This is a genomic window from Burkholderia pseudomultivorans, assembly GCF_902499075.1.
GTDB lineage: Bacteria > Pseudomonadota > Gammaproteobacteria > Burkholderiales > Burkholderiaceae > Burkholderia > Burkholderia pseudomultivorans.
In genome coordinates, this window is sequence record NZ_CABVPP010000066.1 from 23,204 (window position 1) to 36,403 (window position 13,200).

The following is a 13,200-nucleotide window of genomic DNA, read 5'->3' on the forward strand; positions in this document are numbered from 1 at the left end:
CAACAATGGAATTCGAAATGCTGGAAACCGAAACCAACGGCACCATCATCAAGGTGGTGGGCGTTGGCGGCGCTGGCGGCAATGCCGTGCAGCACATGATCAACCGCGGCGTGCAGGGCGTCGACTTCATCGTGATGAACACGGATGCGCAGGCGCTGTCGCGTGCGCGTGCACCGTCGGTGATCCAGCTCGGCAACACCGGCCTCGGCGCCGGCGCGAAGCCGGAAATGGGTCGTGCGGCCGCCGAAGAGGCGCGTGAGCGCATCGCCGACGCACTGCGCGGCGCGCACATGGTGTTCATCACGGCCGGCATGGGCGGCGGCACCGGCACGGGCGCGGCACCGGTCGTCGCGCAGATCGCGAAGGAGATGGGCATCCTGACGGTCGGCGTCGTCAGCAAGCCGTTCGAGTTCGAAGGCGGCAAGCGGATGCGCGTCGCGGAAGCCGGTTCGCAGCAGCTCGAGGATCACGTCGATTCGCTGATCGTCGTGCTGAACGACAAGCTGTTCGACGTGATGGGCGACGACGCCGAGATGGACAAGTGCTTCCAGTGCGCGGACGACGTGCTGAACAACGCGGTCGCCGGCATCGCCGAAATCATCAATGTCGATGGTCTCGTGAACGTCGACTTCGAAGACGTGAAGACGGTGATGGGCGAGCAGGGCAAGGCGATGATGGGCACGGCGACGGTCGCCGGCGTCGATCGCGCGCGCCTCGCGGCGGAACAGGCCGTGGCGAGCCCGCTGCTCGAAGGCGTCGATCTGTCGGGCGCGCGTGGCGTGCTGGTCAACATCACGTCGAGCCGTTCGCTGCGCCTGTCGGAAACGCGCGAAGTGATGAACACGATCAAGAGCTATGCGGCGGAAGACGCGACGGTGATCTTCGGTGCGGTGTACGACGATGCGATGGGCGATGCGCTGCGCGTGACGGTCGTGGCGACGGGTCTGGGCCGTGCAGCGAAGAAGCAGCAGTCGGCACCGATGACGCTGCTGCGCACCGGTACGGACAACCAGCCGGTCAACGCGGTCTCGCACGGCTACGCACAGCCGCACCACGTCAGCACGGCCGACTACGGCGCGCTCGACACGCCGGCGGTGTGGCGCAACTCGCGCGAAACCGCGGCATCGCACGTGCAGGCGCTGCAGGAGAAGGGTGTCGATACGTACGACATTCCGGCTTTCCTGCGCAAGCAGGCTGACTGACGCACACAGGCGAAGCCGCGGCGGCAACGCCGCGGTATCGCCGGCGTGACGGATGCCACGAGCCACGACAGGCCGCGTCGGAAATGACGCCGGGCCGGGAAACGTGCCCTCTTCGCGATGGCGGAGCGGGAGGGGCCGGGCTGTCCGCAACACGCTGAAAAACCGTATCGCTATGAGGGACCAGCCATGATTCAAGTGGGCGACGCGCTGCCCGACGCGCAACTGTTCGAATTCATCGACGACGCGCGCGAAGGCTGCACGCTGGGGCCGAACGCCCGCAGCGTGCGCGACCAGGTTGCGGGAAAGCGGGTGGTGATCTTCGGATTGCCGGGCGCATTCACGCCGACCTGCTCGGCGCAGCATGTGCCGGGTTACGTCGAGCATGCCGAGCAACTGCGCTCGGCGGGCATCGACGAGATCTGGTGCGTGTCCGTCAACGACGCATTCGTGATGGGCGCATGGGGACGTGATCTGCACACCGCGGGCAAGGTGCGCATGATGGCGGACGGCAGCGCTGCTTTCACTCATGCGCTGGGGCTGACGCAGGATTTGTCCGCGCGTGGCATGGGAATCCGTTCCCTGCGCTACGCGATGGTGGTCGACGACGGTGTGGTCAAGACGCTGGCCGTCGAAGCGCCGGGCAAGTTCGAAGTGAGCGATGCGGCGAGTGTGCTCAAGACGTTGACGTCCTGATCGTGCGGTGAACCGTTGCCTGCCGGCAACGCCGTCCACCCGCCTCGGGATTGTTGTAACACGGGCCGATGACCGGAAACGCCTCCGTTCCGGGCGTCGGCCCGTCCCGTATCGGCGCGGGTAAACAGTCGAAACAGATTGATACGCAGTTTCAAACAGCGTTGAATAGGGAATTACGCTATAATCCCTCCTATCGAATATAACTCCTGATTGATATCTTCAATCGCGACGAAGAACATCATGCTGAAGCAGCGCACCATCAAATCCATCGTCAAGACCGTGGGGATCGGTGTCCACTCGGGCCGCAAGATCGAGCTGACGCTCCGTCCTGCCGCGCCGGGCACGGGCATCGTTTTTTCACGCGTTGACCTGCCGACGCCCGTCGACATTCCCGCCGCGGCGACGTCGATCGGCGACACGCGGCTTGCGTCGGTGCTGCAGAAGGATGGCGTGCGCGTGTCGACGGTCGAGCACCTGATGTCCGCGTGCGCGGGCCTCGGCATCGACAACCTGTATGTCGACGTGACGGCCGAGGAAATCCCGATCATGGACGGTAGCGCGGCGACCTTCGTATTCCTGATCCAGTCCGCCGGGATCGAGGAGCAGAACGCGCCGAAGCGCTTCATCAAGGTGAAGAAGCCGGTCGAAATCCGCGACGGCGACAAGTTCGCGCGTCTCGACCCGTACTTCGGCTTCAAGCTGAAGTTCTCGATCGACTTCCGTCACCCGGCCGTCGACAAGACCGGCCAGGAACTCGAGGTCGATTTCGCGAACACGTCGTATGTGCGCGAAATCGCGCGTGCGCGCACGTTCGGCTTCGCGCACGAGGCCGAGATGCTGCGCGAGATGGGCCTCGCGCGCGGCGGCAGCATGGACAACGCGATCGTGCTCGACGAATACCGCATCCTGAACAACGACGGGCTGCGCTATGACGACGAGTTCGTGAAGCACAAGATGCTCGACGCGATCGGCGACCTGTACGTGATCGGCCATCCGCTGCTGGCGTCGTACACCGCATACAAGTCGGGTCACGGGCTGAACAACGCGCTGCTGCGCGAACTGCTCGCGAACGAGGATGCGTACGAGATCGTCACGTTCGACGATCCGCAGTCTGCGCCGAAGGGCTTCGCGTTCGACATGCAGACGGCGTTCGCCTGAGCGAGCGGCGTCCCCGGCGCAACGATCGAGACAGCGGCCTGCGGGCCGCTGTTTTCGTTTGGGCGCAGCGGATCCGGCGTCAGCGCGGCGATTTCTTCGCGCCGTGGCGCGCCGCCATCCGCGCGAGCGCAGCCTGCAGCGGCGACGGTTCGAGGTGCTCGGCAAGCTCGCGCAACGCGGCCGCGCCGACCGGCGTCATGCGCGCCTGCTTCACGTGCGGCGGCTCCGGCGCGTCCTTCGGCCGCACGCGCACGCGCAGCGTCGAGACCGGCCAGCCGCGTTTCTGCAGATCGCCGAGCAGGCGCGGCTCGACCTGCCGCAGCCGCGCGGCCAGCGCATTGTGTGCGGCAAAGAGGGTCAGGGTGCCGTCCTTCACGAAGCCCGGCTCGACGTGGTTCGCGAGATAGTCGGGCAGCAGCGCGGCGAGATCGCGCTGCAGCGACACGATCTGCTCGACGCCGGCGCGCAGTGCCGCGAAAGCGTCGGTGCGGCCGAGCACTTCGGACACGGGTTGCGGGCGATGCGCGGCGAGCGGGCCGAATCGCTTGGAAAATCGGTTCATCGAGGCTTTCTTCGGGCGCGCACGCGCGCGGACGTTGCCGCCGATTGTACCTGCGCCGGCCTGCCTGCGCGCGGCTTTCGGGGCGCAATTCGGGGCGCAACGCGGGCGCCGGCACGGGCATCCGCCCGGGCGCGGGCCCCTGCGTCGGCATGCGGCGGCCGTCCGGCCGCAACGCAGGCGCGCGCCTCCCCGCGTGCTAAAATTCACCGTTTGAGTCCACTAATTCGCTAAGCCGCCGAGGCTCGGGCGTCGGGGCGCGCAACACGCGCCGGGCGCCGGTGCTGCGACGCAGGATCCGATCCGATGACAACCGGTTTTCTCCAGAAAATTTTTGGCAGCCGCAACCAGCGTCTCGTCAAGCAATACCAAAAGACCGTCGCGGCGATCAATGCGCTCGAAACGCAGATCGAGAAGCTGACGGACGACCAGTTGCGCGGCAAGACGGACGAATTCCGCCAGCGGGTCGCGGCCGGCGAGTCGCTCGACAAGCTGCTGCCCGAAGCGTTCGCGGTCTGCCGCGAGGCGAGCCGCCGCGTGCTGAAGATGCGCCACTTCGACGTGCAGCTGATCGGCGGCATGGTGCTGCACTACGGCAAGATCGCGGAAATGCGCACCGGCGAAGGCAAGACGCTCGTCGCGACGCTGCCGGTGTACCTCAACGCGCTGTCGGGCCGCGGCGTGCACGTCGTGACGGTGAACGACTACCTCGCGCAGCGCGACGCCGAATGGATGGCGCGCCTGTACAACTTCCTCGGTCTGTCGGTCGGCATCAACCTGTCCGGCATGGAGCACGACCAGAAGCAGCAGGCGTATGCGGCCGACATCACGTACGGCACGAACAACGAGTTCGGCTTCGACTACCTGCGCGACAACATGGTCTACGAGACCGACGCGCGCGTGCAGCGGGCACTGAACTTTGCAGTCGTTGACGAAGTGGACTCGATCCTGATCGACGAGGCGCGCACACCGCTGATCATCTCGGGCCAGGCCGAGGATCACACCGAGCTGTACGTGCGGATGAACGCGCTGCCGCCGCTGCTCGAGCGCCAGATCGGCGAAGAGAAGGCCGACGGCACCGGCGTCGAGAAGCCGGGCGACTACACGCTCGACGAGAAATCGCGCCAGGTGTTCCTGACCGAGTCGGGCCACGAGAAGGCCGAGCGCCTGCTCGCCGAATGGGGCCTGATCGGCGAGGGCGAGAGCCTGTACGCACCGCAGAACATCACGCTGATGCACCACGTGTACGCGGCGCTGCGCGCACACACGCTGTTCCACAAGGATCAGCACTACGTCGTGCAGAACGGCGAAGTGATCATCGTCGACGAATTCACGGGCCGCCTGATGGCGGGGCGCCGCTGGTCCGACGGCCTGCACCAGGCGGTCGAGGCGAAGGAGCACGTGAAGATCCAGAGCGAGAACCAGACGCTCGCGTCGATCACGTTCCAGAACTACTTCCGGATGTACGCGAAGCTGGCCGGCATGACCGGCACCGCGGACACCGAGGCGTACGAATTCAACGAGATCTACGGTCTCGAGACGGTCGTGATCCCGACCAACCGTCCGCCGAAGCGGATCGACAAGCAGGATCAGATCTACAAGACGGCGAAGGAGCGCTACGACGCGGTGATCCGCGACATCCGCGACTGCTACGAGCGCGGCCAGCCGGTGCTGGTCGGCACGACCTCGATCGAGAACTCCGAGCTGCTGTCGCATCTGCTGAAGCAGGCCGGGCTGCCGCACGAAGTGCTGAACGCGAAGCAGCACGAGCGCGAAGCGGCGATCGTCGCCGAGGCCGGCCGCCCGAAGCGCATCACGATCGCGACCAACATGGCCGGCCGCGGCACCGACATCGTGCTCGGCGGCAATGCCGAGAAGCAGGCGGCGTTCATCGAGGCCGACGAAGCGATTCCGGCCGACGAGAAGGCGCGCCGCATCCAGCAGCTGCATGACGAGTGGGAAACGCTGCACGAGCAGGTGAAGGCCGCGGGCGGCCTGCACATCATCGGCACCGAACGCCACGAATCGCGCCGGATCGACAACCAGCTGCGCGGCCGCGCGGGCCGCCAGGGCGACCCGGGCTCGTCGCGCTTCTACCTGTCGCTCGACGATCCTTTGCTGCGCATCTTCGCGGGCGACCGCGTGCGCGCGATCATGGACCGCCTGAAGATGCCGGAAGGCGAGGCGATCGAAGCCGGCATCGTCACGCGCTCGATCGAATCCGCGCAGCGCAAGGTCGAAGCGCGCAACTTCGACATCCGCAAGCAGCTGCTCGAATACGACGACGTATCGAACGACCAGCGCAAGGTGATCTACCAGCAGCGCAACGAACTGCTCGAAGCGCACGACATCACCGAGACGATCGGCGCGATGCGTCGCAGCGTGATCGGCGACGTGGTGCGCCAGTTCGTGCCGGAAGGCAGCATCGAAGAGCAGTGGGACGTGCCCGAGCTCGAGGAAGCGCTGCGCAACGACTGGCAGCTCGATCTCGCGATCCAGGAAATGGTGAACGAGTCGTCGTCGATCACCGCCGACGAGATTCTCGAAGCGGTGACGACGGCCGCCGACGAGCAATACGAAGCGAAGGTCGCGATGGTCGGCCGCGAATCGTTCAGCGCGTTCGAGCGTTCGGTGATGCTGCAGACGGTCGACCGCCTGTGGCGCGAGCACCTCGCGGCGCTCGACCACCTGCGTCAGGGCATCCATCTGCGCGGCTATGCGCAGAAGAATCCGAAGCAGGAATACAAGCGCGAGGCGTTCGAACTGTTCGCCGCGATGCTCGAGGCGATCAAGCAGGAAGTCACGCGGATCGTGATGAACGTGCAGATCCAGTCGCCGGAGCAGCTCGAGGAAGCGGCCGAGCAGATCGAGGAGCGCGGCAGCGGCAGTCTCGACAACGTCGAGTACCAGCACGCCGAATTCGCCGAAGCCGGTGCGCCGGCGGCGAGCGGCGCAGCGGTCGCGGCGGCCGCTGCGACGGCCGACATGGTCGGCAGCGCCATGGCCCACAGCGGCCCGGGCGGCGAGCTGCCGAAGGTCGGCCGCAACGACCTGTGCCCGTGCGGCAGCGGCAAGAAGTACAAGCACTGTCACGGGAAGCTGGCATGATCGGACGCGGCGCGCAACACGCGCGCCGCGTCGCTTGCCGCTTCGCGTGAGCGATGCGAGTTGCGGCGGCCCGCGTGTGCGGCCGCCGGTTCTTCAAATCGATGCCGGCGCGCGCCGGCATTTTCCATCCGGCAGGTGTGCCCCATGGCTGTCAATTTTCCGTCGATCGATCCCGCCCAACTGCATCCCGTCGCCGGCGTCACGCTCGGCTGGGCGGAAGCGAACATCCGCAAGCCGAATCGCAAGGACGTGCTGGTCATTTCCGTCGACGAAAGCGCGACGGTCGCCGGCGTATTCACCGAGAACCGCTTCTGCGCCGCGCCGGTGACGGTGTGCCGCGAGCATCTCGCGAAGGTGCGCGCCGGCGGCCCGGGCATTCGTGCGCTCGTCGTGAACACCGGCAATGCGAATGCAGGCACCGGCGAGCCGGGTCTCGTGAACGCGCGCGAAACCTGCGCGGAACTCGCGCGCCTCGCGGGCATCGAGCCGTCGCAGGTGCTGCCGTTCTCGACCGGCGTGATCCTCGAGCCGCTGCCGATCGACCGCCTGAAGGCGGGCCTGCCGGCCGCGCTCGCGAACCGCAAGGCCGCGAACTGGTACGACGCCGCGCAGGCGATCATGACGACCGACACGCTGCCGAAGGCCGCGTCGCGCCAGGTGACGATCGACGGCCATACGGTCACGCTGACGGGCATCAGCAAGGGCGCCGGCATGATCAAGCCGAACATGGCGACGATGCTGGGTTTCCTCGCGTTCGACGCGACGGTGGCGCAACCGGTGCTCGACGTGCTGGTGAAGGAAGTGGCCGACCGCTCGTTCAACTGCATCACGATCGACGGCGACACGTCGACGAACGACTCGTTCATGCTGATCGCGTCGGGCAAGAGCACGCTGCCCGCGATCACGTCGACCGATTCGCCCGGGTATGCGGCGCTGCGCGACGCGGTGACCGAGCTCGCGCAGGTGCTGTCGCAGCTGATCGTGCGCGACGGCGAAGGCGCGACGAAATTCATCACGGTACAGGTCGAAGGCGGTCGCAACGTCGCCGAATGCCGGCAGATCGCGTACGCGATCGGTCATTCGCCGCTCGTGAAGACGGCGTTCTACGCATCGGACCCCAACCTCGGCCGGATTCTCGCGGCGATCGGCTATGCGGGCGTCGCGGATCTCGACGTCGGCCGCATCGACCTCTATCTCGACGACGTGCTGGTCGCGAAGGCGGGCGGCCGCAACCCGGCGTACCAGGAAGAGGACGGCCAGCGCGTGATGAAGCAGAGCGAAATCGCGATTCGCGTGCTGCTCGGCCGCGGCGATGCGCAGGCGACCGTCTGGACCTGCGACCTGTCGCACGATTACGTGAGCATCAACGCGGACTACCGTTCCTGATCGGGGCGCTCGAACGATATGGACAAGCTTGAACAGTTTCTGACGCGCGCGGAAGCGCTGCTCGGCCGTCTCGAGGCGGTGCTGCCGCCGGCGCCGGCCGCGGTCGACTGGGATGCCGCGCACGCGTTCCGCTGGCGCAAGCGCCAGGGGCGCGGCTATCTGCAGCCGGTGCCGGCCACCTCGTCGATCACGCTCGGCGACCTGCACAACATCGATCGCCAGAAAGGGCTGATCGAGCAGAACACGCGGCAGTTCGTGCACGGCAAGCCGGCGAACAACGTGCTGCTGACCGGCGCGCGCGGCACCGGCAAGTCGTCGCTGATCAAGGCGTGCCTGAACGCGTATGCGAACGACGGGCTGCGGCTGATCGAAGTCGACAAGGACGACCTGCACGATCTCGGCGACATCGTCGACCTGATCTCGCAGCGTCCCGAGCGTTTCATCGTGTTCTGCGACGACCTGTCGTTCGAGGACGGCGAGTCGGGCTACAAGGCGCTGAAAGTGGCGCTCGACGGCTCGATCGCCGCGCAGTCGGACAATGTGCTGATCTATGCGACATCGAACCGCCGCCATCTGCTGCCCGAGTACATGAGCGACAACGAGTCGTACAAGCATCTGCCCGACGGCGAGATCCATCCGGGCGAAGTGGTCGAGGAGAAGATCTCGCTGTCGGAGCGCTTCGGCCTGTGGGTCAGCTTCTATCCGTTCAAGCAGGACGACTACCTCGACATCGTCGCGCACTGGCTGCGCCACTTCGGCTGCGCGGACGCCGAGATCGAGGCCGCGCGCGGCGACGCGCTCGTATGGGCGCTCGAACGCGGTTCGCGTTCGGGGCGCGTCGCGTGGCAGTTCGCGCGCGACTGGTCGGGCCGCAAGGAACAGGCATGAGTGCGGACCTCGCAGCGGGCGCGGTGCGCGCGCCGGACGGCCGCAAGGTGACCGAAGTCGCGGTCGGCGTGATGGTGCAGCCGGATGGCCGGTATCTGCTCGCGCAGCGTCTGCAGGGCAAGCCGTACGAAGGCTACTGGGAGTTTCCGGGCGGCAAGCTCGAAGCCGGGGAAAGCGTCGAGGACGCGCTCGCGCGCGAACTGCACGAGGAACTCGGGATCGTCGTCACGGCCAGCCATCGCTGGCACACGCTCGAGCACGATTATCCGCACGCTTATGTGCGGCTCTATTTCTGCAAGGTGACGGGCTGGACGGGCGAGCCGCACAGCAAGGAAGGGCAGGCGTTCGTCTGGCAGCAATTGCCGGTCGACGTCGCGCCGCTGCTGCCGGCTGCGCTGCCGGTGCTCGAATTGCTCGAGAAGGAAGCGGCGTCGCACTGACGCCGAGGCGGTCGGCCCGCTGCGAAAAGCGGGCCGTATCGATATCGCCAGCGGGCGGCGTGGTGCGCCGCTCAGCTGTCGCGACGGTCGTCCGTGCCGTCTTCGTCGGACAACGGCGCGTCGTCCGAGCCGCCGATCCGGTACTTTTCCGCCGCCCATGCGCCGAGGTCGAGCTGCTTGCAGCGGGCGGAACAGAATGGGCGAAACGGGTTCTCGGGCGTCCAGCGCACGGGTTTGCCGCAGGACGGACATTTCACAACGGTAGTCATACGAAAGCGTCGATTCGGCACGCGGCCGTTACAGATTGCACAGGGTCAGCTGGAACGGCACGTCGATGTCCACCGCGCGCGGCCGTACGTCGCCGTCCTGCATCGTGAACCGCACCCACAGCATGTACTTGTTGGCGCTCGCCTCGGGAATCACGCGCAGCTCGGGCGGCACGCGCACCTGCATCAACTGGTAGCTGCGGCCGGACAGCATCTGCTGGTAGCTGCCCTGCATCGCCATCACCTTCGATGCCTGGCCCGATTCGCGCGCGAGCCGCAGCACGATCGTCGCCGCGTCGCGCAGCGGCAACAGCGGCATGATCCACTTCGCGATGTCCTGGCGACGCTGCTCGGCCGGCCATTGCTGCCACGCGTAGTACGACGGCAGGTCGAATTTGCAGGTGCCGCCCGGAATCACCGCGCGGCTGCGGATGCTCGCGAGCCATTCGTTGTCGACGAGATGCTGGCCGGTCTTGCCCTGCATCTGCGCGAGATTGGCGAGCGTCTGCTCGATTTCGCCGAGCACGGCTTCGAGCGCGTTCTGTTCGATGCCCGGATTGCCGCGAAACGGCGCGAGCGTCTGGCGTTGACGTTCGAGCTCCTTCATCAGATCCGATTTCAGGTCCGCGCGGCCCGTCACCTCGGCGATTTCGAACAGCGTCGTCAGCGCGACGTGATGTTCCCGCGGGTCCTCCTGAGCCAAAAAGAACGCAAAGCGCTCGAACAGGTCTTCGAGGCGCAGCAGCGTGCGAATTCGCTCATTGAACGGATACTCGTAAAGAATCAAGCGTGCTCGCCTCTCGGGTAGGGATGGAAACAATGCAGGACATTCTAATGCTCACACTCTACCCTAGCAACGCGCCAATTTCGTACGCCATCACGAATGTTTGCGGCGATCAGCGTGCGCGCGTCGCGCAGTCGAGATAGCGCCGGTGCAGCACATCGACCTGCGCGGCGAGTTCGTCGGGCGTCGCCGCATCGTTGACGATCACGTCGTCCGCCGCCGCGAGGCGCGCGTCGCGCGTTGCCTGCCGCGCGATGATCGCCTCGACCTGTTCGCGGGTGAAACCGTTGCGCCGCATCACGCGCGCAATCTGGGTCTCGACCGGACAGTCGACGACCAGCACGCGATCGGCGCGCGTTTTCCAGTTGCCCGATTCGACGAGCAGCGGCACGACGTAGATCACGTACGCGCCCCGCGCTTCGCGGGCTTCACGATCGGTTTCCGCGCGGATCAGCGGATGCGTGATCGCTTCGAGGCGGCGGCGCGCATCGTCGTCGCTGAAGATCAGCGTACGCATTCTTGCGCGGTCGAGCGAGCCGTCGGCCGCAACGAAATCCGGGCCGAACGCCTGTTTGATCGCGGGCATCGCGAGACCGCCCGGCGCGGTAATACGGTGCGCGATCAGATCGGTATCGACGAGCGTCGCGCCGCGCGCGGCGAACAGATCGGCGACGGTCGTCTTGCCGCTGCCGATGCCGCCGGTGAGTCCCACTGAAAACATGCTGTCAGCCTCCGAGCGCGGAATAGAAAGGGGTGCCGAAAAACAGCGTCGCAACGCCGCCTGCTGCGAGGAACGGCCCGAACGGGATCGGCTCCTCGAAACGCATCCGGCCGCGCCAGGTCGCGACGAGCCCGACGATCGCGCCTGTCACGGCGGCGAACAGCACGACCTGCGGCAGCGCGGCCCAGCCCATCCACGCGCCGAGCGCGGCGAGCAGCTTCAGGTCGCCGAAGCCGATGCCCTCGATGCCGCGCAGCCACTTGAACAGCCAGTAGATCGACCACAGGAACAGATAGCCGGCCATTGCGCCGATCACGGCCGAACGCAGCGACGTCAGCGTGTCGGCGAGATTCAGCGCGAGGCCGGCCCAAAGCAGCGGCAAGGTCATCGAGTCGGGCAGGTAGCCGGTGCGGATGTCGATCGCGCTCATCGCGAGCAGCGCCGCGCATAGCCCGAATACCGCAAGCGCCGTGCCGGTGGGGCCGAATGCCGCGAGCGCGCCGGCCGCGAGCAATCCGCCCGCGAGCTCGACGAGCGGATAGCGAAGGCCGATCGCGTGGCCGCATTGCCGGCAGAGACCGCGCAACAGCAGGTAGCTGACGAGCGGAATGTTTTCCCATGCGCGCAGCACGTGGCCGCAATGCGGGCATGCGCTGCGCGGACGGCACAGGTCGTAGCGCGGCGGATAGCCGTCGTCGGGCACGTCGGCGTTGCCGGTTGCTTCCGCGATTTCGGCCTGCCACGCGCGCTGCATCATCACCGGCAGCCGGTGCACGACCACGTTCACGAAGCTGCCGACGCACAGGCCGAGCACGACGGCGAACGCGTACTGCGCGACAGGCGGCAGCATCGCCAATGCGAGCAGCGCGTTCGCGGGCGAGTCGGGGGCAGCGTACAGGGGCGTCATGAGGCTCGGGGTTCGGACTTAAAGGCGACAGATTCGTTGCGATGCTACACCACGTTGCCGAGCTGAAGGATGGGCAGATACATCGCGATCACGAGCCCGCCGACGAGCGCACCGAGCACGATCACGATCAGCGGCTCGCCGAGCGCGGCGAGCGTATCGAGGCGCGCATCGAGCTGCCGTTCGCCCAGCGCGGCGATGTCGGCGAGCATCGTGTCGAGTGCGCCGGTTTCCTCGGCGACGGCGATCGGCTGCACGACGTCGTCCGTAAAGCAGCCGGCCGCCCGCATCGCATCGGCGAGACGCGCACCGCGCAACACGCGTGCCGCGATGTGCGCGGTGGCTCGCTCGAATACCGGGTGGCCGGCCGTACGCTCGAGTGTCGCGAATGCATCGGCGAGCGGCACGCCAGCGCCGAGCAGGGTCGCGAGCGAGCGGCACCAGCGCGCGGCCGCGAACCGCGCGAGCGTATCGCCGATGAACGGCGCGGCCAGCATGTAGCGGGCGAGCGCGTATCGCAGCGATGGCCGATGCCGCGTGGCCTGTTGCACTGCGAGTCCGGCGGCGGCGGTCAGCGCGGCCAGTGCGCCGCCCCAGGTCGACAGCGCGGAAGAGAGGGCGAGCAACGCGCGGGTCGGCGCCGGCAGCGCGGTGCCGAAGCCGTCGAAGATCTGCCGGAACGTCGGCACGACCCACACCATCAGCGCGGCCGAGATCGCAAGCGCAAACAGGATCACTGCGGCCGGATACGTGAGCGCTGCACGCAGCTTGCGCCACTGCGCATCCGCACGCTCGCGGTGCTCGGCGACTCGCGTCAATACCGCGCCCAGTGCGCCCGACGCCTCGCCGACCTCAATCAGCTGGCGATACAGCGTGCCGAATTGATGCGGGTAACGCGCCAGTGCGGCGGCGAAGCGCTGGCCGCCGCCGATCTCGCGCGCAAGGCCCGCGGCGATGCGCGGCAGGCCGTCGCGCGTGCGGGTGCGCGCGAGCATGTCGAGCGACGGCGCAAGCGGCAGCCCCGCCTGCAGCAGGCTCGCGAGCTGGCGCGTGAAGCGCGTGATGTCGCGTGCGTGGGCGCTCGGCGCGCG

General features: G+C 67.0%; 13 protein-coding genes. 7 read left to right on the forward strand and 6 right to left on the reverse strand.

The genetic code is table 11. The features are described 5' to 3' along the window. Positions 1 to 5: 5 nt before the first annotated feature. The 3 genes from ftsZ (at position 6) to lpxC (ending at position 3,053) form a co-directional block, all read left to right on the forward strand. The gene (gene ftsZ, locus BST28156_RS29625) at positions 6 to 1,202 is read left to right on the forward strand and encodes a cell division protein FtsZ (RefSeq protein WP_009695787.1); all 1,197 of its coding nucleotides are present in this window, start codon (positions 6 to 8) and stop codon (positions 1,200 to 1,202) included. A 186-nt stretch (positions 1,203 to 1,388) separates the two neighbouring features. Continuing rightward, positions 1,389 to 1,895, forward strand: a complete 507-nt coding sequence (locus BST28156_RS29630) for a peroxiredoxin (RefSeq protein WP_059516681.1) — start codon at positions 1,389 to 1,391, stop codon at positions 1,893 to 1,895. Positions 1,896 to 2,135: 240 nt separating this feature from the next. Continuing rightward, positions 2,136 to 3,053 carry a UDP-3-O-acyl-N-acetylglucosamine deacetylase gene (gene lpxC, locus BST28156_RS29635; protein ID WP_060244800.1) on the forward strand — a complete coding sequence of 306 codons (918 nt, stop codon included), beginning with the start codon at positions 2,136 to 2,138 and terminating at the stop codon, positions 3,051 to 3,053. Between the two features lie 79 nt (positions 3,054 to 3,132). Here lpxC and BST28156_RS29640 read toward each other — a convergent pair whose 3' ends face one another. Beyond that, positions 3,133 to 3,615, reverse strand: coding sequence for a DciA family protein (locus tag BST28156_RS29640; protein WP_174904078.1), 483 nt, complete (start codon positions 3,613 to 3,615; stop codon positions 3,133 to 3,135). A gap of 303 nt (positions 3,616 to 3,918) precedes the next feature. Here BST28156_RS29640 and secA point away from each other — a divergent pair, with 303 nt between their 5' ends. The 4 genes from secA (at position 3,919) to BST28156_RS29660 (ending at position 9,434) form a co-directional block, all read left to right on the forward strand. Continuing rightward, complete coding sequence (gene secA, locus BST28156_RS29645; protein WP_060244805.1) at positions 3,919 to 6,720, forward strand: preprotein translocase subunit SecA; 2,802 nt, start codon at positions 3,919 to 3,921, stop codon at positions 6,718 to 6,720. 144 nt (positions 6,721 to 6,864) lie between these two features. Continuing rightward, on the forward strand, positions 6,865 to 8,106 hold the full coding sequence (gene argJ / locus BST28156_RS29650; RefSeq protein WP_174904079.1) for a bifunctional glutamate N-acetyltransferase/amino-acid acetyltransferase ArgJ: 1,242 nt from the start codon (positions 6,865 to 6,867) through the stop codon (positions 8,104 to 8,106). Between the two features lie 18 nt (positions 8,107 to 8,124). Next, positions 8,125 to 8,994: an ATP-binding protein gene (locus BST28156_RS29655; RefSeq protein WP_060244809.1), complete on the forward strand. Its 870-nt coding sequence runs from the start codon at positions 8,125 to 8,127 to the stop codon at positions 8,992 to 8,994. Next, positions 8,991 to 9,434, forward strand: coding sequence for an NUDIX domain-containing protein (locus tag BST28156_RS29660; RefSeq protein WP_060244811.1), 444 nt, complete (start codon positions 8,991 to 8,993; stop codon positions 9,432 to 9,434). The genes BST28156_RS29655 and BST28156_RS29660 overlap by 4 nt, the downstream gene beginning before the upstream one ends. A gap of 71 nt (positions 9,435 to 9,505) precedes the next feature. Here BST28156_RS29660 and BST28156_RS29665 read toward each other — a convergent pair whose 3' ends face one another. The 5 genes from BST28156_RS29665 to BST28156_RS29685 all read right to left on the reverse strand — a co-directional run. Next, positions 9,506 to 9,703 carry a DNA gyrase inhibitor YacG gene (locus BST28156_RS29665; protein ID WP_060244813.1) on the reverse strand — a complete coding sequence of 66 codons (198 nt, stop codon included), beginning with the start codon at positions 9,701 to 9,703 and terminating at the stop codon, positions 9,506 to 9,508. Positions 9,704 to 9,731: 28 nt separating this feature from the next. Then, entirely contained in the window at positions 9,732 to 10,487 is a 756-nt protein-coding gene (zapD, locus tag BST28156_RS29670; protein WP_009695777.1) for a cell division protein ZapD, read from the reverse strand. A 109-nt stretch (positions 10,488 to 10,596) separates the two neighbouring features. Next, complete coding sequence (coaE, locus tag BST28156_RS29675; RefSeq protein WP_174904080.1) at positions 10,597 to 11,205, reverse strand: dephospho-CoA kinase; 609 nt, start codon at positions 11,203 to 11,205, stop codon at positions 10,597 to 10,599. Positions 11,206 to 11,209: 4 nt separating this feature from the next. After that, positions 11,210 to 12,112, reverse strand: coding sequence for a prepilin peptidase (locus BST28156_RS29680; RefSeq protein ID WP_174904081.1), 903 nt, complete (start codon positions 12,110 to 12,112; stop codon positions 11,210 to 11,212). A gap of 44 nt (positions 12,113 to 12,156) precedes the next feature. Further along, positions 12,157 to 13,200: type II secretion system F family protein (locus BST28156_RS29685; RefSeq protein ID WP_174904082.1), on the reverse strand; the 1,044-nt coding region annotated here is incomplete at its 5' end.